Origin of the sequence: Sphingopyxis sp. GC21 (assembly GCF_025727575.1) — a bacterium.
In the GTDB taxonomy this organism is placed as follows: Bacteria; Pseudomonadota; Alphaproteobacteria; order Sphingomonadales; family Sphingomonadaceae; genus Sphingopyxis; species Sphingopyxis terrae_A.
Map to the genome: position 1 here is coordinate 3,397,913 of NZ_CP095845.1, position 20,504 is coordinate 3,418,416.

General features: G+C 63.6%; 25 protein-coding genes. 19 read left to right on the forward strand and 6 right to left on the reverse strand.

The features are described 5' to 3' along the window. Positions 1 to 115 precede the first annotated feature (115 nt). On the reverse strand, positions 116 to 568 hold the full coding sequence (locus MU856_RS16360; RefSeq protein ID WP_062901402.1) for a CopD family protein: 453 nt from the start codon (positions 566 to 568) through the stop codon (positions 116 to 118). Between the two features lie 4 nt (positions 569 to 572). Next, a complete protein-coding gene (gene hemE, locus MU856_RS16365) occupies positions 573 to 1,601 on the reverse strand; it encodes a uroporphyrinogen decarboxylase (RefSeq protein ID WP_263587955.1) in 1,029 nt (342 codons plus the stop codon). A gap of 336 nt (positions 1,602 to 1,937) precedes the next feature. On the opposite strand from hemE, the gene MU856_RS16370 reads away from it, so the two are divergent. From MU856_RS16370 to MU856_RS16425, 12 genes are all read left to right on the forward strand, one after another. Then, complete coding sequence (locus MU856_RS16370) at positions 1,938 to 2,756, forward strand: pyruvate, water dikinase regulatory protein (RefSeq protein ID WP_062901400.1); 819 nt, start codon at positions 1,938 to 1,940, stop codon at positions 2,754 to 2,756. A 41-nt stretch (positions 2,757 to 2,797) separates the two neighbouring features. Beyond that, positions 2,798 to 3,352: a Maf family protein gene (locus tag MU856_RS16375; protein ID WP_412072833.1), complete on the forward strand. Its 555-nt coding sequence runs from the start codon at positions 2,798 to 2,800 to the stop codon at positions 3,350 to 3,352. Continuing rightward, positions 3,349 to 4,173 carry a shikimate dehydrogenase gene (gene aroE / locus MU856_RS16380; RefSeq protein WP_263587957.1) on the forward strand — a complete coding sequence of 275 codons (825 nt, stop codon included), beginning with the start codon at positions 3,349 to 3,351 and terminating at the stop codon, positions 4,171 to 4,173. The genes MU856_RS16375 and aroE overlap by 4 nt, the downstream gene beginning before the upstream one ends. Beyond that, complete coding sequence (gene coaE / locus MU856_RS16385; protein WP_058810830.1) at positions 4,170 to 4,793, forward strand: dephospho-CoA kinase; 624 nt, start codon at positions 4,170 to 4,172, stop codon at positions 4,791 to 4,793. Before aroE ends, coaE begins: the two co-directional genes overlap by 4 nt. A gap of 19 nt (positions 4,794 to 4,812) precedes the next feature. Beyond that, entirely contained in the window at positions 4,813 to 5,514 is a 702-nt protein-coding gene (dnaQ, locus tag MU856_RS16390) for a DNA polymerase III subunit epsilon (protein ID WP_062901397.1), read from the forward strand. A gap of 47 nt (positions 5,515 to 5,561) precedes the next feature. Continuing rightward, complete coding sequence (hpf, locus tag MU856_RS16395; RefSeq protein ID WP_003042145.1) at positions 5,562 to 6,137, forward strand: ribosome hibernation-promoting factor, HPF/YfiA family; 576 nt, start codon at positions 5,562 to 5,564, stop codon at positions 6,135 to 6,137. A gap of 164 nt (positions 6,138 to 6,301) precedes the next feature. Continuing rightward, on the forward strand, positions 6,302 to 6,766 hold the full coding sequence (locus tag MU856_RS16400) for a PTS sugar transporter subunit IIA (RefSeq protein WP_062901396.1): 465 nt from the start codon (positions 6,302 to 6,304) through the stop codon (positions 6,764 to 6,766). 21 nt (positions 6,767 to 6,787) lie between these two features. Continuing rightward, positions 6,788 to 7,126, forward strand: coding sequence for a DUF1491 family protein (locus tag MU856_RS16405; RefSeq protein ID WP_058810834.1), 339 nt, complete (start codon positions 6,788 to 6,790; stop codon positions 7,124 to 7,126). Positions 7,127 to 7,321: 195 nt separating this feature from the next. Further along, positions 7,322 to 7,954: a cell wall hydrolase gene (locus tag MU856_RS16410; protein ID WP_263587958.1), complete on the forward strand. Its 633-nt coding sequence runs from the start codon at positions 7,322 to 7,324 to the stop codon at positions 7,952 to 7,954. Positions 7,955 to 8,027: 73 nt separating this feature from the next. After that, positions 8,028 to 8,654: a DUF4136 domain-containing protein gene (locus tag MU856_RS16415; protein ID WP_263587959.1), complete on the forward strand. Its 627-nt coding sequence runs from the start codon at positions 8,028 to 8,030 to the stop codon at positions 8,652 to 8,654. Continuing rightward, positions 8,651 to 9,760, forward strand: a complete 1,110-nt coding sequence (locus MU856_RS16420) for a M14-type cytosolic carboxypeptidase (protein WP_062901393.1) — start codon at positions 8,651 to 8,653, stop codon at positions 9,758 to 9,760. Before MU856_RS16415 ends, MU856_RS16420 begins: the two co-directional genes overlap by 4 nt. After that, on the forward strand, positions 9,757 to 10,239 hold the full coding sequence (locus MU856_RS16425; protein WP_263587960.1) for a GNAT family N-acetyltransferase: 483 nt from the start codon (positions 9,757 to 9,759) through the stop codon (positions 10,237 to 10,239). Before MU856_RS16420 ends, MU856_RS16425 begins: the two co-directional genes overlap by 4 nt. Before the next feature lie 82 nt (positions 10,240 to 10,321). On the opposite strand, the gene MU856_RS16430 is transcribed toward MU856_RS16425, so the two are convergent. Beyond that, the gene (locus MU856_RS16430) at positions 10,322 to 10,777 is read right to left on the reverse strand and encodes an Hsp20 family protein (RefSeq protein WP_062901391.1); all 456 of its coding nucleotides are present in this window, start codon (positions 10,775 to 10,777) and stop codon (positions 10,322 to 10,324) included. A gap of 207 nt (positions 10,778 to 10,984) precedes the next feature. On the opposite strand from MU856_RS16430, the gene gpmA reads away from it, so the two are divergent. Beyond that, positions 10,985 to 11,671, forward strand: a complete 687-nt coding sequence (gene gpmA / locus MU856_RS16435; RefSeq protein ID WP_263587961.1) for a 2,3-diphosphoglycerate-dependent phosphoglycerate mutase — start codon at positions 10,985 to 10,987, stop codon at positions 11,669 to 11,671. Positions 11,672 to 11,724: 53 nt separating this feature from the next. On the opposite strand, the gene dapD is transcribed toward gpmA, so the two are convergent. Together dapD and MU856_RS16445 are read right to left on the reverse strand one after the other, a co-directional pair. Further along, the gene (dapD, locus tag MU856_RS16440) at positions 11,725 to 12,567 is read right to left on the reverse strand and encodes a 2,3,4,5-tetrahydropyridine-2,6-dicarboxylate N-succinyltransferase (RefSeq protein WP_003042169.1); all 843 of its coding nucleotides are present in this window, start codon (positions 12,565 to 12,567) and stop codon (positions 11,725 to 11,727) included. 14 nt (positions 12,568 to 12,581) lie between these two features. Then, a complete protein-coding gene (locus MU856_RS16445; protein WP_263587962.1) occupies positions 12,582 to 13,256 on the reverse strand; it encodes a pyrimidine 5'-nucleotidase in 675 nt (224 codons plus the stop codon). Between the two features lie 115 nt (positions 13,257 to 13,371). On the opposite strand from MU856_RS16445, the gene MU856_RS16450 reads away from it, so the two are divergent. After that, positions 13,372 to 14,673, forward strand: coding sequence for a metal-dependent hydrolase family protein (locus tag MU856_RS16450; RefSeq protein ID WP_263587963.1), 1,302 nt, complete (start codon positions 13,372 to 13,374; stop codon positions 14,671 to 14,673). A gap of 97 nt (positions 14,674 to 14,770) precedes the next feature. Here MU856_RS16450 and MU856_RS16455 read toward each other — a convergent pair whose 3' ends face one another. Then, on the reverse strand, positions 14,771 to 15,268 hold the full coding sequence (locus tag MU856_RS16455) for a DNA-deoxyinosine glycosylase (protein ID WP_263587964.1): 498 nt from the start codon (positions 15,266 to 15,268) through the stop codon (positions 14,771 to 14,773). A gap of 289 nt (positions 15,269 to 15,557) precedes the next feature. Between MU856_RS16455 and rpsL the strand changes: the two genes are divergently transcribed. The 5 genes from rpsL to rpsJ all read left to right on the forward strand — a co-directional run bounded on the left by rpsL (position 15,558) and on the right by rpsJ (position 20,466). Further along, positions 15,558 to 15,929 carry a 30S ribosomal protein S12 gene (gene rpsL / locus MU856_RS16460; protein ID WP_003042180.1) on the forward strand — a complete coding sequence of 124 codons (372 nt, stop codon included), beginning with the start codon at positions 15,558 to 15,560 and terminating at the stop codon, positions 15,927 to 15,929. Positions 15,930 to 16,002: 73 nt separating this feature from the next. After that, positions 16,003 to 16,473: a 30S ribosomal protein S7 gene (gene rpsG, locus MU856_RS16465; RefSeq protein WP_003042192.1), complete on the forward strand. Its 471-nt coding sequence runs from the start codon at positions 16,003 to 16,005 to the stop codon at positions 16,471 to 16,473. Between the two features lie 96 nt (positions 16,474 to 16,569). Then, entirely contained in the window at positions 16,570 to 18,663 is a 2,094-nt protein-coding gene (fusA, locus tag MU856_RS16470; RefSeq protein ID WP_003042194.1) for an elongation factor G, read from the forward strand. Between the two features lie 153 nt (positions 18,664 to 18,816). Continuing rightward, entirely contained in the window at positions 18,817 to 20,007 is a 1,191-nt protein-coding gene (gene tuf / locus MU856_RS16475; protein WP_062901388.1) for an elongation factor Tu, read from the forward strand. A 147-nt stretch (positions 20,008 to 20,154) separates the two neighbouring features. Continuing rightward, a complete protein-coding gene (rpsJ, locus tag MU856_RS16480) occupies positions 20,155 to 20,466 on the forward strand; it encodes a 30S ribosomal protein S10 (protein ID WP_003042199.1) in 312 nt (103 codons plus the stop codon). Positions 20,467 to 20,504 lie beyond the last annotated feature (38 nt).

The window sequence follows — 20,504 nt, forward strand, 5'->3', positions numbered from 1 at the left end:
ACGACCGTTCACGATAGCTTCGGCGCCAAGATCGCGCCGCCGACGGAAAGCCGGGTTGATCGGCCCCTAAGCCGCCGATTTCGTCAAGTCAATCGGCTGTCGCCGAGACGAGAGGTCAAAAGGGCCGGACGACCGCCAGAATGACGATGATCGCCGCGGCTACGCCCGGTACCTCGTTGAGCATCCGCAGGCGCTTTTCGGACAGTGGTCGTTCGCCGCGCTTCAGCTTCTTGAAATAGCCGATCGTCCAGCCGTGATAGCCCGACAGAAGCAGGACAAGCAGGAGCTTGGCGTGAAACCAGCCCTGCGACCAATAGCCACCATTGAAAGCGAGCATCAGACCCAGGATCCAGACGAGGACGAGCGAGGGATTGAGGATGATCTTCCGCAGGCGATCTTCGCGCTCGATCCATTTTCTGTCCTCGTCCGACCCCACCGCACATTGGTGATGATAGACGAAAAAGCGCGGCATCATGAAAAGACCCGCCATCAGGAAGATGACGAAAATCACATGCGCCGCTTTCACCCACAACATTGTGACCCCCAGAAATCCAGTCCAGTCTGCCATCCCGCTACTCGCCTCGCACGCGCCTGATCAGATGTTCGACATGGGCTATGGGCGTGTCGGGCACGATACCATGGCCGAGATTGAAGATATGGGGCCGTTCGGGGAAAGCTGCAAGGATGCGATCGATCGCAGCGTCAAGAGCCGGGCCGCCGGCGACCAGCGCGAGCGGATCAAGATTGCCCTGCACCGGTAGATGATCGGGAAGATCATCATTGGCCCAAGCGGGATCGACCGTTTCGTCAAGACCGATCGCATCGGCGCCGACCCTGCGGGCATAAGCCGCCAGCTTGCCGCCCGCGCCCTTCGGGAAACCGATGATCGGCGTGTGGGGATGGAGCGCCTTCAGTTGCCGGACGATTTCGGCATTGGGGGCGATCACCCAGCGTTCGAACTCGGCAGGCGACAGGCTTCCTGCCCAGCTGTCGAACAACTGAACCGCCTCGACCCCCTGTTCGATCTGCCCCGACAAATAGGTCACGCTGAGGTCGACGATCGCATCGATGATCGCGCCGAATGCCGCCGGATCAGAGAGCGCCATGCGCCGGGCGGCCGCCTGGTCCTTCGATCCCTGGCCGGCGACCATATAGGTGGCGACCGTCCAGGGACTGCCGGCAAATCCCAGAAAGGTCGTCTGGGGCGGCAAGGCAGCTGCCACGCGCGCTACGGTTGCATAGACCGCGTCGAGCCGCTCAGGCGCCGCCTCAAGCGACGCCAGAGCGCTATCGACGAGTGGCGGGGCCAGCCGCGGCCCCTCACCCGTCTCGAACCACAGCCGCTGCCCCAGCGCATGCGGCACGACCAGAATGTCCGAAAAGAGAATGGCACCGTCGAATCCGAACCGGCGGATCGGCTGCAATGTTACTTCGGCCGCAGCTTCTGGATCATAGCATAGTTCCAGAAAGCCGCCCTTCGTCGCCCGCAACGCACGATATTCGGGAAGATAGCGACCGGCCTGGCGCATCAGCCACAGGGCGGGCCGTTCCTGCCGCACCCCACGCAGCGTTGCCAGCAAGCTCTTCGATGACGCCTTCACGCGGCCCCTCTTTCTCTCTTCATAATATATATAAATGATTGTGGTGGATTGTTGGCGGGCGGATAAGCGCGCTTTAGGCGCAGCCGCCGTTTTTGCCAACAGCTTGACTCCGGCTGGTCCGCCAAACGCCACGGAGTCGTTGGCTCTCATCCCCGCTATTCACAGCCTGTGGATAAGACTCGTCCCTTGTGGATAAGCGGTGGGGCGGAATCGACGCGGCCGGGGATGGAATCGCCCTGCCGATTTCATCCCGGGGCTTGTCCGCGAACTTATCCACAGCCTCGGAATCTCGCTTCACGGCTTGCCTTTTCGCATCGCAAGGCGGCAAGAGAGGTGATGGACCGCCTCCACCTTCACCTGATATCCGATTCCACCGGCGAAACGCTCGAAAATATCGCCAAGGCGGCGATCGCACAGTTCGACGATGTCGAAGTCGTACGCCATTTCTGGCCGATGGTGCGCTCGGAATCGCATCTCGACCGGATCATGGCGGAGGTCCAGGCGAGCCCCGGCATGATCCTCTTCACCCTCGTCAACGGTGAGTTGCGCGCCAGTCTCGAGCGCCGCGCCGAGGCCCAAGGCCTGCCGCTTGTTCCCGCGCTCGACGCCGTAACCGATGCCTTGTCGCGCATGCTCGGGCAGGAAGCCAAGGCGCGGCCGGGTCGTCAGCATGCGCTCGATGCCGCCTATTTCGCGCGCGTCGAGGCGATCCAGTTCACCGTCGCGCATGACGACGGGATCGGCTGGGAAAATTGGGAACAGGCCGACATCCTGCTCGCTGGAGTCTCGCGAACCTCCAAAACGCCGACGAGCATCTATCTGGCGAACCGGGGGTACAAGACGGCCAATATTCCGATCGTTCCCGAATCCCCGCCACCCGACGCCCTCTATCATCTGAAGCGTCCGCTCGTCGTCGGGCTGACCACCAGCCTCGACCGCCTCGTCCAGGTGCGCCGCAACCGTCTGCTCTCGCTCAATCAGGCGCCCGAAACAGCCTATGTGGACGATGAACGCGTGAAAGCCGAAATCGCTTATGCCCGCCGCATGTTCGCCGACAATGACTGGCCGGTGATCGACGTGACGCGCCGTTCGATCGAGGAAACGGCGGCTGCGGTGATCAAGCTGGTCGAGGATCGCGGGGGCCGGACGGCGTGAAGCAGATCGTCCTTGCATCGCAGAGCAGCGGCCGCGCAGCGATGCTGCGCGCTGCCGGAATCGCGTTCGAAGCGACCGCGGCGCATGTCGATGAAGAAGCGCTGACGGCCGGTCTCGTTACCGCCGGGCAGACGGCGCGCAACATTGCCGATGCGCTGGCGGAGGCCAAGGCGATCAAGATTTCTTCTCGGCTGCCTGGCGTTACCGTAATCGGTGCCGATTCGACGCTCGCGCTCGCCGATGGAACAATGCTCGCCAAGCCCGCGAGCCCCGATGAGGCGGCAGACCATCTGCGCCGCATGGCGGGGACGCGGCACAAATTGTTCAGCGCGGTCGTTGCAGCGCGCGACGGCGCGCCGGTCTGGCGCGCGATCGGCGAGGCGCGGCTGTGGATGCGGCCCTTGTCGGACGCCTTCATCGCCGACTATGTGGCGCAACATTGGGACAGCATCCGCTGGACCGTCGGCTGTTACGAAATCGAGGGGGCGGGCGTGCAATTGTTCGATCGGGTCGAAGGCGATCCCTGGACGATCATCGGCATGCCGATGCTGCCGTTGATGGCATGGCTGCGCGCCACCGGACTGGCGCCGCAATGACCGCTGCCGAGCCCGCGCCTTATGCCGAGGTGATCGGCGATCCGATTGCCCAGTCGAAATCGCCGCTGATTCATCGCTTCTGGCTCGATGCGCTGGGAATGAAGGGCGACTATCGGCCCGCGCATGTGAAACCTGACGATCTCGCCGCCTATATCGCCCAGCGCCGGACCGATCCCGCCTGGCGCGGATGCAATGTTACCATCCCGCACAAGATCGCGGTGATGGATCTGGTGGATGATCCGGGCGACATTCGCGGCACGATCGGTGCGATGAACACGATCGTGCGGCAACGCGACGGGTCGCTTATCGGGACCAACACCGACGCCGCGGGCTTTTATTCCCCGCTCGCCGAACTCGATCTCGAAGGCGCGCCGGTCGCGCTAATCGGCGCCGGGGGCGCGGCGCGAGCGGTGCTTTTTGCGCTCGCGCGCGCGAAGGTGGGGCATGTCACCATCCTCAACCGTTCGCCGCTGAAGGCGATGGGCCTGCTTGCCACATTTGGCCTCAAGGGCGATGTCGTCGCGCTCGATGTCCCGCTTCCGCCGGCCGCGTTGCTCGTGAATTCGAGCAGTCTTGGCATGACGGGGCAGCCGCCGCTCGATCTCGACCTGTCACCGTTGCCCGACGATGCGATCGTATACGATCTTGTTTACGCGCCGCTAATGACAGGGTTGCTCCGCGCTGCGGACGCGCGCGGGCTGGACATCGTCGATGGGCTCGACATGCTGATCGGTCAGGCGGCCTTGGCGTTCGAGCTGTTTTTCGGCGCGTCGCCGCCCGAAGGTCGCGACGAGGAATTGCGCGCGATTCTCACCGCATGACGCATTACAAGCGCCCCGGATCGCGGCTTCGCCGACCGTTCATTCTCGGCCTGACGGGTTCGATCGGCATGGGGAAGTCGACCGCGGCAACGATGTTCGAACGCGAAGGGGTGCCGGTGTTCGACGCCGATGCCGAAGTTCACCGCCTGCAAGGTCCCGGCGGTGCCTTGGTCGCCGCGATCGAGGCGCGCTTTCCCGGCACCACCGGTCCGCGCGGCGTCGATCGCCAGGAACTCGGCCGCCGCGTGCTCGGCAACCGCCACGAGCTTGCCGCACTCGAAGCGATTGTCCATCCCGCAGTCGGCCGCGCGCAGAAGAAATTCCTTGCCCGTCACCGCGCGCGCGATGTCGTCGTGCTCGACATTCCGCTCCTGTTCGAAAAAGGGGGCTGGCACCGCGTCGGCGCAGTCGCCGTCGTCACCGCACCGATGTGGATCCAGCGCAAACGCGTGCTGCGCCGGCCCGGCATGACCAACGCAAAGTTCAAGGCGATCCGGGGCCTGCAGGTTCCCGATCGCGTCAAGCGTGCGCGCGCCGATTTCCTGATCGAAACCGGCCGCCCGAAAAGCGAGACCCATCGTCAGATTCGGCGGATCGCCTCTTGTTTCCATGCGCAATAGGGTCCAGATTGTTTGAAAGATGCGTGAGATAATCTTCGATACGGAAACCACGGGCCTCGACCCCAGAACGGGGCACAGGCTGGTCGAAATCGGGTGCATCGAATTGATCGACCGCCGCGAATCGGGGCGGACCTTTCACGCCTATTTTCATCCCGAACGCGATATGCCCGCCGAGGCCGAGGCGGTGCACGGGCTTTCGATCCAGTTTCTGTCCGACAAGCCGCTCTTTGCCGCGCGCGTCGACGAATTGCTCGACTTTCTTGGCGATGCGCCGATGGTGGCGCACAACGCCGCTTTCGACTTCGGCTTCGTCAACGCCGAGCTGGCGCGCGTCGGCCGGCCGCCGCTCGATATGGCGCGCATGTGCTGCACCGTGCAGATGGCGCGCAAGCTTCATCCGGGCGCCAAGCACAGCCTCGATGCGCTTTGCACGCGCTACGGCATCGACCGCAGCCACCGCGTCAAGCACGGCGCGCTGCTCGACGCCGAACTGCTGGCGCACCTTTATATCGAAATGACCGGCGGGCGGCAGATCGGGCTGGGGCTCGCCGCCGAACCCGCCGCCGCGGCGCGGGGTGCCGCACCGGCACCCGTCCGATCCGTCGCCCCCACCCGCCCGTTTCGCGAACCGCGCCCGCACGGTGCAACCCCGGCCGAACTGGCGCGTCATGCAGAATTCGTCGCCACACTCAATCAACCTCTGTGGCACGATAGTCCCTGATCGCGGCTCCCCCGCGATCCCGTGGACATGACTGAAGGAGAAGAAAAATGGAAATCCGCGTCTCTGGCCACCAGATCGAAACCGGCGAAGCGCTGCAGGCGCATGTGTCGGACCGGATGAACGCGATTGCCGACAAATATTTCTCGCGCGCGATCGGGGCGCACGCGACCTTCGGAAAGGGACCGCACGACAGTTTCCAGTGCGACATTGTCGCGCATGTCATGCAGGGTCTGGTCCTGAAAGGCCATGGCCAGGCGCAGGACGCGCATGTTGCGTTCGAGGGCGCGGCCGACCGTATCGAAAAGCAGCTGCGCCGCTATATGCGCCGGCTGAAGGATCGCAACAATGGCAATGGTGCGCAGTTGGTGACGATCGAGACGATCGAGGACAATGCCAGCTATGTCGTTTTCGACGGCGGCACCGATGATGAAGATGCAGGCGATGCGCCGGCGATCATCGCCGAAACCCGCGTCGATATCCCGACGAGCAGCGTGTCCGATGCGGTCATGATGCTTGATTTGCGTGACACCAATGCGCTGCTTTTCGTCAACAGCAAGACGGGGTCGCACAACATGGTCTATCGCCGCCGCGACGGCACGATCGGCTGGGTCGAGCCGCGCTAGCAGACAATAGGGCTGGATTTTCTCTGCCGTTCGGCCTAAGGGCCGCGCCCAACAAAGCCCGAAAGCCGGACGGCGGGGGCCAGCCTAGTACGCTCAAGCGAACCAACGCCAACAGGATGACCCGCGTGGCGTCGCCTTGCGGCCATGCAGATTTGACCAGACCAATGAACCTATCCTCCCTCCTTTATCCCGCCACCGTGCGCGCCAATGTGCAGCTCGATTCCAAAAAGGCGCTGTTCCCCTATGTCGGCGAACTGGCGGCGCGGTCGCTGGGACTCGACGCGGGCGAAGTGAGCGAGGCGCTGCTCGAGCGCGAGCGGCTCGGTTCGACCGGCTTTGGTCGCGGCATTGCCTTGCCGCATGCCAAGATGGCCGATCTCAACGGCGTGCGCGGCATGTTCCTGCAGCTCGCGCGGCCGATCGATTTTCAGGCGGTCGATGGTTTGCCGGTCGATCTTCTCTTCATACTGCTGTCGCCGCTCGACGCGGGCGCCGACCATCTGAAGGCCCTCGCCGGCGTATCGCGTATGCTGCGCAATGAGAGCATTGCCGAACGATTGCGCGGCGCGAAGAATGACGAAGCGCTCTATGCCATGCTCGTCGATGCCGAAGCGCGCGACGCGGCCTGACCTTCCGGGGCGGATGCTCCGATGACGCGCTTCACCAGCCGGTTCCTCGTCGATCTTCTTATCCGCGAAACCGAGGCCGCGGGCGGATTCGCTGCGGTTCTTGCCGCGGGCGACGATCATTCCGGCTCGATCCTCGTCCAGTGCAGCGACCGAGGGGTGGCGGGGCCGCTGCTCGAACGCCGCTTTGCGATGACTGGCAATTATGTATGGGAAGCGGTCGGACCCGATCCCGCGAGCGATGGTGAAGAACGCGCAAACTATCAGGACCGGCGGCGAAAAGCCGATCCCGACTTGTGGATCGTCGAACTGGATATCGCAGATGCGCCACGTCTCGTCGCGGAGTGGGGCGCGTTAACTTGACTCTGTTGCGGCGCACAATAGGTGCCCGGCCACTTGATAACGCGTAGGTCGTATCGCGGGTTGCATCCGTCTTTTCGGACGGGCCCGATTTACCGATATGGACACGCAGTCGGATGACGACCGCAGGTGGTTCAGGATCAACGATCCCCCAGCCTGTTAGATTTAGGTTCGTCAGCCGCCCTTTTGACGGATTAGATGAGTCGTATTCTGAACGCTGCCAGCGTGGCCGCCGTGGGCATGACTGCCTTTGCCGCGCTGTCGTTGGCCGAACCCGGCTTCGCCAGTGATCTGGCCGCCGACGCCAACATTCCCGCGATCACGCTGCCCGCCGCCGATGTTCCGGCCGACAGCGATGCGGCAGCTCCGTCGACCGAAGCCGAAACGCCGGTCGAGACCGCCACCGAAGACAGCGCTGTTGCCGATACATTGGCCCAGTTGGTCGCGGCGACCCCGAAGCCCGAGACGATCGATCCCGAACTGCGCTGCCTCGCGCAGGCGGTCTATTTCGAATCGCGCGGCGAATCGCTCGCGGGGCAGCTCGCGGTCGCACATGTCGTGATCAACCGCGCGAAGTCGGGCCGCTTCCCGACGAGCCTGTGCGGCGTCGTCCATCAGCCGAGCCAGTTCAGCTTCGTTCGCCGCGGCAAGATGCCCGCCGTGCGCAATGCCGGCCAATGGTCGAATGCGATCGCCATCGCGCAGATCGCGCGCGACGGCAGCTGGCAGAACAAGGCGCCAGGCGCGCTGTTCTTCCATGCGCGCTACGTCTCGCCCGGCTGGCGCAAGACGCGCATAGCGCAGATCGACAATCATATCTTCTATCGCTGAATTCGAGGGTGCGGGGGCCACGCCCCCCACCTCGTTCATTGCCAAGCCATTTTTGCTGGCGCATGATGCGGGCATGACGCGTCAATTTTCCGTCGCCCTGCTCGCGGCAGTGGCGCTTGCGCTCGGCGGCTGTGCCACGGCGGTTCCCCCTGTCGAGGTTACCCGCTTCCATAACAATGCAACCGCCGGCCTGGCCCCAGGCACGCGCTATGCCGTCGAAGTGCTGCCGCACGGCGATGCCTCGGCGACGGGCGGCGCGGCGCAGCCGTCACTCGAATGGAACAGTTATCGCATCGCGGTGGAGCGTCAGCTGCAGTTGCTGGGCTTCGTCGCTGCGCCCGAAGGAACGGCCGCGCCGCTCAAGGTTCGCATAGCCTTCGACCGCAGCGATCGCATGCCGCTTGCGAAGCGTTCGCCGGTTTCGGTCGGCGTTGGCGGATCGACCGGCAGCTATGGCTCGGGGGTGGGCCTCGGTATCGGCATCAATCTTGGTGGCGGGCCGAAACAGATGCAGGATCTGCAGCTGTCGGTGCGTATCGATGACGCGGCCACGGGCCAGGCCGTGTGGGAAGGCCGGGCGCTCAGCGCGGTGCCGGTGAAGGCGCCTGCGGCACAACCATCGATTGCTGCGGCGAAATTGGCCGAAGCCCTATTCAAGGACTTCCCCGGCGAATCGGGACGCACTATCAGCGTTCCATGACAATCAGCATCAACGCCGCTTTCGACAGCGGCAATATCGTCGTGGATTCGATCGATGGCACGCGTGCCCGCCTTTCGATCCGCAAGGATCGCGAATCCGATTTCTTCCAGTGGTTTCATTTCCGCGTGGGCTGCGCGGTGGGCGATGAACTTGAACTGGCGATCGCCGGGCTCGGCGATTCGGCCTATCCCGATGGCTGGCCCGGCTATGCCGCCTGCGCCAGCTATGACCGCGAAAACTGGTTCCGGCTCGACACCGGCTACGAAGCCGGGACGCTCACCATCAACCACAGCGCCGAAGGGCAGCTTCTGTGGATCGCCTATTTCGCGCCCTATTCGATGGAACGGCATCACGACCTGGTCGCCTCTGTCGCTGAATGCGACGGCGTTTCCTATCGCTGTCTCGGCACAAGTCTTGAGGGGCAGCCGATCGACTGCCTCGAAATGGGCACCGGGCCGGTCCAGGTGTGGCTGTATGCGCGCCAGCATCCGGGCGAGAGCATGGCCGAATGGTGGATGGAAGGCGCGCTTGAGAAGCTCACCGATCCGGCCGATCCCCATGCCCGGTCGCTACGGCAGAAATGCCGTTTCCACCTCGTCCCGAACATGAACCCCGATGGGTCGCGCCGCGGTCATCTGCGCACCAACTATGCCGGGGTGAATCTCAACCGCGAATGGGACAATCCGACTGCCGATCGCAGCCCCGAAGTGCTCGCGGTGCGCAATGCGATGGACGAAAGCGGCGTCGATTGGGCGATGGACGTTCATGGCGACGAGGCGATTCCGGCGGTGTTCCTCGCGGGTTTCGAGGGCATCCCGTCGTTGAAGGACGAGCAACAGGCGCGCTATCTGGCCTTCCAGTCCGCCCTTGCCGCCAACACGCCCGATTTCCAGACCGCGCTCGGCTATGAAAGCTCAGCGCCGGGCAAGGCCAATCTGTCGATGTCGACGACGCAGCTCGCCGAACGCTTTGGTGCGGTGTCGATGACGATCGAAATGCCGTTCAAGGACAATCGCGATCTGCCCGATCCCGTCGCCGGCTGGTCGCCCGAACGCTCGAAGCTGCTCGCGCACGCGTGCCTCGCGACGCTGGACCAGATGCTTTGACCGATGCTGCAGGTCGGGACGGCTGGCATATCGTCGAGGGCGATCTGTCAGGCGCCCCGATCCGCGCGCTGCTCGAACGGCATTTTGCCGGCATGCTCGCAAACTCGCCCGAGGAAAGCTGCCATTTTCTCGATTTCGAGGGACTGAAGGCTCCCGGTGTTACCTTCTGGTCGATTCATTGCGGCCCCGATCTGGCGGGTTGCGGCGCGCTGAAGCGGCTCGATGGCCGGCACGGCGAGATCAAGTCGATGCGCACCGCCGACGCCTTTCTGCGCCGCGGTGTCGCCGCCCGGATGCTGAGCCACATTATCGAAGAGGCCCGCGCGGCCGGGCTTGAGCGGCTCAGCCTCGAAACCGGGTCAGGCGCTGCCTTCGAACCGGCGCTCGCGCTCTACCGGCGACATGGCTTCACGGATTGTGGGCCATTCGCGGATTACAGGCCCGATCCATTCAGTCGCTTCATGACGCGCGCAATCTAGCAACGCCGAGCAGAAACGGGGCCCGGAAGGGACAGCCGGACCCCGTTCGTACGGCCCATTCGGACCGGCGTTAGCCACTGGCTTACGCGGCTTTCTTGGCTTCGATCGCCGTGGGCTGCGTGCCGCCGATGGCAATCTTGTGCGGCTTCATCGCTTCGGGCACTTCGCGGACCAGGTCGATGATCAGCAGCCCGTCGGCGAGGTCAGCGCGATCGACGCGCACGAAATCGGCAAGCTGGAAGCGGCGCTCGAAGGCGCGCGTCGCAATACCGCTATACAGAAGCTGGCGCGTTTCGCCTTCCTTCGCGGGCGCCTTGCGGCCGCTGACGGTCAGCATATTCTGCTGCGCGGTGATGTCGATCTCGTCGCTCTTGAAACCCGCCACCGCGACAGTGATGCGGAAATGGTCGTCGGCGACCTTCTCGATATCGAAGGGCGGATAATTTTCGGCCGAACCGCTGTTTTCCAGAAAGTCGAACAGACGATCGAAACCGACGGTCGAGCGGCGATAGGGGGTCCAATCAAAGCTGTTACGCATGGGTCATTCCTTCCTTGCAAAGCGAAGTCATCGGGCCGCGGCATGGCCTGCCGCGGCTTCCATCCGGCCCCGTTTTGGCGACCGGATGTTCCGAATCTGGGATGGCGCCGACCCTTTTCAAGAGGGGCGGTGGCCCTTGCCCGAAAGCCGCGCTATGGCGCCCCCGAATCGCCCGCGCGGGCGCGCCCTTTGTCGAAAGGACAGATCATGCCGCAGCTCATCCTCATCCGTCACGGCCAGTCGCAGTGGAATCTGGAAAACCGCTTCACCGGCTGGTGGGACGTCGATGTCACCGAAAAAGGCGCGGCAGAGGCGTGGGCGGCGGGCGAACTGATGAAGGAAAAGGGCATCGCACCCGACACCTGCTTCACCTCGGTCCAGACGCGCGCGATCAAGACGCTCAACCTCGCGCTCGAGGCGATGGGGCGGCTCTGGCTGCCGGTGACGAAGGATTGGCACCTCAACGAACGCCATTATGGCGGGCTCACCGGCCTCGACAAGGCGGAGACCGCGGCCAGGCATGGCGAGGATCAGGTGAAGATCTGGCGCCGCAGCTTCGACACCCCGCCGCCGCCGCTTGAGGCCGGCTCGCCATACGATCTGTCGGGCGATCCGCGCTATGCGGGCATCGCGATCCCGGCGACCGAAAGCCTGAAAGACACCATCGCGCGCGTTCTTCCCTATTATGACAGCGCGATTGCGCCGCAGCTGCGGGACGGCAAGACGGTGCTGATCTCGGCGCACGGCAACAGCCTACGTGCGCTGGTGAAGCATTTGTCGGGCATTTCCGACGCTGACATCACCGGCCTCGAAATCCCCACTGGCCAGCCGATCGTCTATGATCTGGACGACGATCTGACGGCGCGCGAGCGCTATTATCTCAACGAGCGGTGAGCCACCCCGTCATTGGTTCGCTTTGCTCGCAATGACAATTATCCGGGAGGCGATCAGTCGCGCAGCAGTTCGTTGATGCCCGTCTTCGCGCGCGTCTGCGCATCGACGCGCTTGACGATGACGGCGCAATAGAGCGACGGGCCCGGCGTTCCGTCGGGAAGCGGCTTGCCCGGAAGCGAACCCGGGACAACGACCGAATAAGCCGGAACCTCGCCGATGAAGACCTCACCGGTCGCGCGGTCGATAATCTTGGTCGATGCGCCGAGATAGACGCCCATCGACAGGACCGCGCCCTCGCGCACGATCACGCCCTCGGCCACTTCGGCGCGCGCGCCGATGAAGGCGCCGTCCTCGATCACCACGGGTCCGGCCTGCAGCGGTTCGAGCACGCCGCCGATCCCCGCGCCGCCCGACAGGTGGACGTTCGCGCCGATCTGCGCGCAGCTGCCGACGGTGGCCCAGGCATCGACCATCGATCCCTCGCCGACATAGGCGCCGATGTTGACGAAGCTCGGCATCAGCACGGCGCCCTTGCTGATGAAGGCGCCGCGGCGGACGATCGATCCGGGAACGGCGCGGAAGCCCGCATCGCGGAAGCGGTTCTCGCCCCAGCCGGCGAATTTCGACGGAACCTTGTCCCACCAGGTCGCGCCGCCGGCGCCGCCCTCGATAATCTCCATGTCGTTGAGGCGGAAGGAGAGCAGCACCGCCTTCTTGAGCCACTGATTGACCTGCCACGTTCCGCCGGCATCGCGCTCGGCAACGCGGAAGCTGCCGTCATCGAGGCCCGCGAGTGCCGCCTCGACCGCGTCGCGCACCGCGCCGGTCGTCGTCAGACCGAGCGTCTCGCGTGCATCCCAGGCGGCTTCGATCGTCGATTGCAGGTCGGTGCTCATGAAATTCCCCAAGGTTACGGCCCAAAATGTTCCGGAAGCGCATCAAGCCAGTCGGCGATGTCGTTCACATGAAAATCGACATGGTCCGGCAGGTGGTCGCGATGGCCGCTTTCGCTGCCATTGTCCAGCCATACGGTCGTCATTCCCAGCGCCTTGGCGGGGGTCAGATTGCGCGCCATATCCTCGACGAACAGGCTCTTCGCCGGATCGATTCCGAGATGGCCGATCATCATGCGATAAGCTTCGGCCTCGGGCTTCGGCGTATAGCGCGTCGAGCGAATATCGCAGATGCCGTCGAACAGATCGGCGATGCCCCGCGCGCCGAGCACGCGCGCCGCATAATCGGCATCGGCGTTGGTGAAGATCAGACGGCGGCCGGGCAGGCGCTCGAGTCCGGCGCGCAGCCGCGCATCGGGCGCCAACCGGTCGAGCGGAATATCGTGGACGTCGACTAGGAAATCTTCGGGATCGACGCCGTGGTGGCGCATCAGCCCCGCCATCGTCGTGCCGTGATCGTGGAAATACTGCTTTTGTACACGCCGCGCTTCGACGGCATCGACGTCCATCAGACGCATGATGAAAGCGCCCATGCGCGCGTCGATCAGGTCGAACAGCCGCGCCGACGGATGGTAGAGTGTGTTGTCGAGATCGAAGATCCAGCAGTCGATATGATCGATCGGTACCGTCATGACGCCGCGCGCCATAGGACGCGCCGCCCGCGACGGCAAGGTAGCCGTGGCACACTTTGCGGTTCCCATGTTACCCCGCTAAGCAGGCTGCTACTCGGCAGCAGGGGACAGACTTATGAAATCGACGATGCTTCTTCCGCTCGCGCTGGCAGGCGCGCTGCTTTCGGCGCCGGTTGCGGCGCAGGCGCCGACGCGCACGGTGATCCACGCCGGCAAATTGATGGCGGAGCCCGGCAAGCCGGTGCGCGGCGCGACGACGATCATCGTCGAAAATGGCAAGGTCGTTGCGATTCTCGACGGCTACCAGCCGGCCGATGCCGGCGCGGTGCTGATCGATCTCAAGGACAAATATGTCCTGCCCGGCCTGATCGACAGCCACGTCCACCTGACCAGCGATGCTGGCGGTCTGGCGGGCCAGCTCGAGGAAGTGACGCTCAGCCCTGCGGCCCAGGCCTTCAATGCCGAGGTGAACGGCCTGAAGACCCTGCGTGCGGGCTTCACCACGGTGCGCAATCTGGGCGATGGCGACGGGGCCACGCTGGCGCTGCGCGACGCGATCCTGGCGGGGAAGGTGCAGGGGCCGCGCATCGTCGATGCGGGCAACGCGATTTCGGGTAGCGCGGGGCATATGGACGGATCGCTCGGCTATCGGGACGAACTGCGCCCCTATTTCCAGGGAGCGGGGAACACCTGCAACGGTGCCGACGATTGCCGCCGTGCCGTCCGGCTTCAGGTCGGGCGCGGCGCCGACGTGATCAAATTCGCCTCGACGGGCGGCGTCAACAGCCGCATCGGCGCCGGGCTGGGCAAGCAGATGTTCGACGACGAAGCCAAGGCGATCGTCGATACCGCGCATATGTTCGGCAAAAAGGTCGCGGTCCATGCGCACGGTGCCGACGGCATCCGCCTGGCGCTCGACGCCGGCGCCGATTCGATCGAGCACGGCACGATCCTCGACGAAGCGACGATCGCCGCCTGGACGAAGTCGAAGGCTTATTATGTTCCGACCCTGTCGACCGTGAACGGCTACAAGGAGCGGCTGGCGGCGAACGCCAATGCCTATGAACCCGATGTGCTCGCCAAGATTCGCTGGCGCATCTCGATCACCGGCAAAAGCCTCGAGCAACTCGTCCCGCGCGGCGTGCGTGTCGCCTTCGGCACCGACGCCGGCGTGTCCAAGCATGGCCGCAACGCCGACGAATTCGAACTGATGGTCCAGCACGGCATGACGCCCGTTGAGGCGCTGAAGGCTGCGACGGTCAACGCCGCGGATCTGCTGGGCCTGTCAGACGAAATCGGCACGATCGCGCCGGGCAAGAGCGCCGACATCATCGCGGTGGCGAGTGACCCGGTTGCCGATGTGACGGTGCTGAAAAAGGTCGACTTCGTGATGGCGCGGGGGGCAGTGGTTGATTGACCCGCAGCGTCATCGCGAGGAGCGAAGCGACGCGACAATCCAGTGTTGCATCGACCAGCTCCGGATTGGGCCGCTTCGCCCGCAATGACGCGCTCTATTATGCCAACGCCGCGCGCAACCGCAGCCACCGCTCCAGCTTCGCCGCATAGCCCACCGTATTCGCCGCGCTGCTTGATGGCAGATCGACGAGCGCGACGCCCTCAAGCCCGGGCACTTGCCTTCGCCCGATCGCTGCGGCCTTGTTGCCGTTGAAGGCGATCATGCGCAGATCGGGCAGTGCCGCGATCAGGGCGCCAAGATCGTGCGCCTCGGCCTCGCGGATCAGCGAATCGCTGCTCGTAAGCCGCTCGGCCGAACGGATCACGTCCCCTAGCCCGATCTTCGCATCCGCGAGCGCGCCCAGCCGCTCGTCATAGGTCAGGACGGCTAGCGGCCGGTCGATCGCGGCGCCTACCAGCCGCCAGAACTGGTTCGTTGGATGCGCATAATAGCGCCGTTCGGCGAGGGAGCGCGCGCCGGGCAGGCTGCCGAGAATCAGCAGGCGCGTGTCGGGCGCGACGTGCGGTGCGAAGCTGGCGTGGCGGACCGGAGGCATTTACGGGGCGCTACCGGCCGGAAATCCGCGGCGCAAGCCGCTTGACGCTTGACCACAAAGGGAATCACCGCTAGGGGCGCCCCCGATCGAAAGCGGCGGACTTTTCGCCAAACTCGTTCACAACAGCGCTTGAACATTGCTGGCGCGGATGGAGCCTCCGGAGGACGAATGTGTCCGCCGGGGTCTTTTGCTGTTATAAGGTCGGGGCATTTCGATGCCCCGGAGCTTCATCCACCGCGGTAGAGTAACCGTTCGCTCCGATGGGCGGACACTTGAAGGTGAAGCATTCATGCCCACGATCAACCAGCTGGTCCGCAAGGGCCGGACTCCGCAGAAAGTGAAGTCCAAGGTCCCGGCGATGGAAGCAAACCCGCAGAAGCGCGGCGTTTGCACCCGTGTCTATACGACGACCCCGAAAAAGCCGAACTCGGCGCTCCGCAAGGTTGCGAAGGTCCGCCTGACCAACCAGCGCGAAGTCATTTCCTACATCCCCGGCGAAGGCCACAACCTCCAGGAACACAGCGTCGTGCTGATCCGCGGCGGCCGTGTGCGCGACCTTCCCGGTGTCCGTTACCACGTCCTGCGCGGCGTTCTGGACACCCAGGGTGTGAAAGACCGCAAGCAGAGCCGTTCGAAATACGGTGCGAAGCGTCCGAAGTAAGGACGGCTTTTTCGGCTATTTGATCATCCCGCGGGCGCGTTGCGCCGGGATGCTGTTGTAAAAGGAATTACCTATGGCTCGTCGTCGTCGTCCTGAACGCCGCGAAATCCTGCCCGATCCCCGTTTCGGGGATGTCGTGCTGTCGAAGTTCATGAACAGTGTCATGCTCGACGGTAAGAAGTCGGTCGCCGAAAGCATCGTCTATGGTGCACTCGAAGCGGTCGAAGCCCGCGCCAAGAAGGAGCCGCTCGGCGTGTTCCATGAGGCGCTCGCCAACATCCGTCCGAATATCGAAGTCCGCAGCCGTCGCGTCGGCGGTGCGACCTATCAGGTTCCGGTCGAAGTCCGTCCGGACCGCGCGCAGGCGCTCGCGATCCGCTGGCTGATCACCGCGGCGCGCAACCGCAGCGAAACCACGATGGCCGCGCGCCTGTCGGGCGAACTGCTCGATGCGTCGAACAATCGCGGCAACGCGGTCAAGAAGCGCGAAGACACGCACCGCATGGCCGAAGCGAACCGCGCTTTCAGCCACTACCGCTGGTAATTTGCGAGGGCGCCCCCCGGCGTCTCGCAATCGCAACAAAACTTCCTATATCGGGGGCGGCTCCAAAGGCTTCCCCCAAAAACCGAGGAAAAGATCATGGCACGCAGCCATCCGCTCGAACGCTATCGCAATTTCGGTATCATGGCGCACATCGACGCCGGCAAGACCACGACGACCGAGCGCATTCTCTATTACACCGGCAAGTCCTACAAGATCGGCGAAGTCCACGACGGCGCTGCCACGATGGACTGGATGGAACAGGAACAGGAACGCGGCATCACGATCACGTCGGCTGCCACCACCTGCCTGTGGAAGGCCGATGAAGGTCAGGGTCCGGAACACCGCCTGAACATCATCGACACCCCCGGCCACGTTGACTTCACCATCGAAGTCGAACGTAGCTTGCGCGTCCTCGACGGCGCCGTCGCCGCGTTCGACGGCGTTGCGGGTGTCGAACCGCAGTCGGAAACCGTGTGGCGCCAGGCGGACAAGTACAAGGTTCCGCGGATGTGCTTCATCAACAAGCTCGACCGCACCGGCGCCAATTTCTATTACTGCGTTCAGACGATCATCGATCGTCTGGGTGCGGTGCCGGCCGTCCTGTACCTCCCCATCGGGGCGGAATCGGACTTCAAGGGCCTCGTCGACCTCGTCAACGAACGCGCGATCATCTGGAAGGATGAAAGCCTGGGCGCCGAATTCTTCTACGAAGACATCCCGGCCGACCTCGCCGACAAGGCTGCCGAATATCGCGAAAAGCTCGTCGAACTCGCCGTCGAACAGGACGACGATGCGATGGAAGCCTATCTCGAAGGCACGCTGCCCGACGTGGCGACGCTGAAAGCGCTGATCCGCAAGGGCACGCTCGGTCAGGCGTTCGTTCCGGTCCTGTGCGGCTCGGCGTTCAAGAACAAGGGCGTCCAGACGCTGCTCGACGCGGTTGTCGATTATCTGCCTTCGCCGCTCGACATCCCCGACGTCCAGGGCATCAACCCCGACACCGAGGAAGCCGATTCGCGTCCGACGTCGGACAGCGCACCGCTGTCGATGCTCGCGTTCAAGATCATGAACGACCCGTTCGTCGGCTCGCTCACCTTCGCGCGCATCTATTCGGGTACGCTCTCGAAGGGCACCTATCTGAACTCGGTGAAGGACAAGAAGGAAAAGATCGGCCGTATGCTCCTCATGCACGCCAACTCGCGTGAGGACATCGAAGAAGCCTATGCGGGCGACATCGTCGCGCTCGCCGGCCTCAAGGAAACCACGACGGGCGACACGATCTGCGCGAGCAATGCGCCGATCATCCTCGAACGGATGGAATTCCCCGAGCCGGTCATCGAGCTGTCGGTCGAACCCAAGACCAAGGCCGACCAGGAAAAGATGGGCGTTGCCCTCAACCGCCTGGCAGCCGAGGATCCCTCGTTCCGCGTCTCGACCGACCATGAATCGGGCCAGACGATCATCAAGGGCATGGGCGAGCTTCACCTCGACATTCTCGTCGATCGCATGAAGCGCGAATTCAAGGTCGAAGCAAATGTCGGTGCGCCGCAGGTGGCGTATCGCGAAAGCCTCGCGAAGCCGGTCGAAGTTGACTACACCCACAAGAAGCAGTCGGGTGGTTCGGGTCAGTTCGGTCGCGTCAAGGTCCAGGTCACCCCGGGCGAGCGCGGCAGCGGCGTCACCTTCACCGACGAGATCAAGGGCGGCAACATTCCGCGCGAATATATCCCGGCGGTCGAAAAGGGTTTCCGCGAATCGGCTGAAAACGGTCATATGATCGGCTTCCCGATCATCGACTTCGACATCAAGCTGATCGACGGTGCGTACCACGATGTCGACTCGTCGGCGCTGGCGTTCGAAATCGCGGGCCGTGCGGCGATGCGCGAAGTGGCGGCAAAGGCCGGCATCAAGCTGCTCGAACCGGTGATGAAGGTCGAAGTTGTTACCCCTGAAGAATTCATGGGCGACGTGATCGGCGACCTCAACAGCCGTCGTGGCCAGATCCAGGGTACGGACAGCCGCGGCAACGCCCAGGTGGTTGAAGCCATCGTGCCGCTCGCCAATATGTTCGGCTACGTCAACCAGCTGCGTTCTTTCACCCAGGGCCGGGCCCAGTACACGATGCAGTTCTCGCACTATGAAGAAGTGCCGAACAACGTCGCGGACGAGGTGAAGGCGAAGATGGCCTGATCCGGTTTGGCCGTGCGGGGCTTGCCTCGCACGGCGGGCCCGGACAAGCGCGGGCTTGCACCGCGCGGCAAGACCTACTAAGGGCGGCGCCTGATTCAGCAGGCTCGTCCAGGACTGATCAACTCAACACGCGAACAAGAAGGTTCAAGAAACATGGCTAAGGCTAAATTTGAGCGGACGAAGCCGCATTGCAACATCGGCACCATCGGTCACGTCGACCATGGCAAGACCTCGCTGACCGCCGCGATCACCAAGGTGCTCGCCGAAGAAGGTCTGTCGCAGAAGGTCGACTTCGAAAACATCGACAAGGCGCCCGAAGAGCGCGAACGCGGTATCACCATTTCGACCGCGCACGTCGAATATGAAACCAAGGAACGCCACTATGCGCACGTCGACTGCCCGGGTCACGCCGATTATGTGAAGAACATGATCACCGGCGCGGCGCAGATGGACGGCGCGATCCTGGTGGTTTCGGCTGCTGACGGCCCGATGCCGCAGACCAAGGAGCACATCCTGCTCGCGAAGCAGGTCGGCGTTCCGACCATGGTCGTCTTCCTGAACAAGGTTGACCAGCTCGACGATCCCGAACTGCTCGAACTCGTCGAGCTCGAAATCCGCGAAGAACTTTCGAAGCGCGATTTCGACGGCGACAATATTCCGATCATCGCGGGTTCGGCTCTGGCCGCCCTCGAAAGCCGCGACGACAACATCGGCAAGGAAGCTATCCTGAAGCTGATGGAAGCCGTCGACAGCTGGATCCCGCAGCCGGAACGCCCGCTCGACAAGCCCTTCCTGATGCCGATCGAAGACGTGTTCTCGATTTCGGGTCGTGGTACGGTCGTCACCGGCCGCGTCGAAACCGGTATCGTCAAGGTTGGTGAAGAAGTCGAAATCGTCGGCATCAAGGACACCAAGAAGACGACCGTCACCGGCGTCGAAATGTTCCGCAAGCTGCTCGATCAGGGACAGGCTGGCGACAACATCGGTGCGCTGATCCGCGGCGTCGGCCGTGAAGAAGTCGAGCGTGGCCAGGTTCTGGCGAAGCCCGGCTCGATCACGCCGCACACCGAGTTCAGCTCGGAAGTGTACGTCCTGTCGAAGGACGAAGGCGGCCGTCACACGCCGTTCTTCGCGAACTATCGTCCGCAGTTCTACTTCCGCACCACCGACGTCACCGGCGAAGTTATCCTGCCGGAAGGCACGGAAATGGTCATGCCGGGCGACAACGTCCAGCTGACGGTCAAGCTCATCGCTCCGATCGCCATGGACCAGGGCCTGCGCTTCGCGATCCGCGAAGGTGGCCGCACGGTCGGCGCAGGGGTTGTGGCCTCGATCATTAAGTAATATAGGGCCTCGAGCCGCTCGAATCGGGTGATTCGGGCGGCTCGTAGCTTTTGAGATTTTTGATGGCCTTTCCGGCCTCCATGCGGGGGTCGAGACGGGCCATTTCGGCTCTTTCGCATCGTCAGACGGGATTCGACTGGAATAGTCATGGAAACGCAGAATATTCGCATTCGCCTGAAGGCCTTTGATCACCGCGTGCTCGATCAGGCCACCACCGACATCGCCGATACGGCACGTCGTACGGGCGCCCTCATTCGCGGTCCCATCCCGCTGCCGACGCGCATTGAAAAATTCACCGTGAACCGCGGTCCGCATGTCGACAAGAAGTCGCGCGAGCAGTTCGAGGTGCGTACCCACAAGCGGCTGCTCGACATCGTGCAGCCCACCCCGCAGACGGTCGATGCGCTGATGAAGCTCGACCTCGCCGCGGGCGTGAACGTCGAAATCAAGTTGGCCTAACTAGCCAGCGTGCTCCGGACTTGATCCGGAGGCCAGGG

Excerpts from the sequence above, each read along its gene's own strand:
- MU856_RS16360 (WP_062901402.1), bottom strand. The coding sequence starts at position 568 with ATGGCAGACTGGACTGGATTTCTGGGGGTCACAATGTTGTGGGTGAAA.
- MU856_RS16370 (WP_062901400.1), top strand. The coding sequence starts at position 1,938 with ATGGACCGCCTCCACCTTCACCTGATATCCGATTCCACCGGCGAAACG.
- MU856_RS16375 (WP_412072833.1), top strand. The coding sequence starts at position 2,798 with ATGCTGCGCGCTGCCGGAATCGCGTTCGAAGCGACCGCGGCGCATGTC.
- aroE (WP_263587957.1), top strand. The coding sequence starts at position 3,349 with ATGACCGCTGCCGAGCCCGCGCCTTATGCCGAGGTGATCGGCGATCCG.
- coaE (WP_058810830.1), top strand. The coding sequence starts at position 4,170 with ATGACGCATTACAAGCGCCCCGGATCGCGGCTTCGCCGACCGTTCATT.
- dnaQ (WP_062901397.1), top strand. The coding sequence starts at position 4,813 with ATGCGTGAGATAATCTTCGATACGGAAACCACGGGCCTCGACCCCAGA.
- hpf (WP_003042145.1), top strand. The coding sequence starts at position 5,562 with ATGGAAATCCGCGTCTCTGGCCACCAGATCGAAACCGGCGAAGCGCTG.
- MU856_RS16400 (WP_062901396.1), top strand. The coding sequence starts at position 6,302 with ATGAACCTATCCTCCCTCCTTTATCCCGCCACCGTGCGCGCCAATGTG.
- MU856_RS16405 (WP_058810834.1), top strand. The coding sequence starts at position 6,788 with ATGACGCGCTTCACCAGCCGGTTCCTCGTCGATCTTCTTATCCGCGAA.
- MU856_RS16410 (WP_263587958.1), top strand. The coding sequence starts at position 7,322 with ATGAGTCGTATTCTGAACGCTGCCAGCGTGGCCGCCGTGGGCATGACT.
- MU856_RS16415 (WP_263587959.1), top strand. The coding sequence starts at position 8,028 with ATGACGCGTCAATTTTCCGTCGCCCTGCTCGCGGCAGTGGCGCTTGCG.
- MU856_RS16420 (WP_062901393.1), top strand. The coding sequence starts at position 8,651 with ATGACAATCAGCATCAACGCCGCTTTCGACAGCGGCAATATCGTCGTG.
- MU856_RS16430 (WP_062901391.1), bottom strand. The coding sequence starts at position 10,777 with ATGCGTAACAGCTTTGATTGGACCCCCTATCGCCGCTCGACCGTCGGT.
- gpmA (WP_263587961.1), top strand. The coding sequence starts at position 10,985 with ATGCCGCAGCTCATCCTCATCCGTCACGGCCAGTCGCAGTGGAATCTG.
- dapD (WP_003042169.1), bottom strand. The coding sequence starts at position 12,567 with ATGAGCACCGACCTGCAATCGACGATCGAAGCCGCCTGGGATGCACGC.
- MU856_RS16445 (WP_263587962.1), bottom strand. The coding sequence starts at position 13,256 with ATGACGGTACCGATCGATCATATCGACTGCTGGATCTTCGATCTCGAC.
- MU856_RS16450 (WP_263587963.1), top strand. The coding sequence starts at position 13,372 with ATGAAATCGACGATGCTTCTTCCGCTCGCGCTGGCAGGCGCGCTGCTT.
- MU856_RS16455 (WP_263587964.1), bottom strand. The coding sequence starts at position 15,268 with ATGCCTCCGGTCCGCCACGCCAGCTTCGCACCGCACGTCGCGCCCGAC.
- rpsL (WP_003042180.1), top strand. The coding sequence starts at position 15,558 with ATGCCCACGATCAACCAGCTGGTCCGCAAGGGCCGGACTCCGCAGAAA.
- rpsG (WP_003042192.1), top strand. The coding sequence starts at position 16,003 with ATGGCTCGTCGTCGTCGTCCTGAACGCCGCGAAATCCTGCCCGATCCC.
- fusA (WP_003042194.1), top strand. The coding sequence starts at position 16,570 with ATGGCACGCAGCCATCCGCTCGAACGCTATCGCAATTTCGGTATCATG.
- tuf (WP_062901388.1), top strand. The coding sequence starts at position 18,817 with ATGGCTAAGGCTAAATTTGAGCGGACGAAGCCGCATTGCAACATCGGC.
- rpsJ (WP_003042199.1), top strand. The coding sequence starts at position 20,155 with ATGGAAACGCAGAATATTCGCATTCGCCTGAAGGCCTTTGATCACCGC.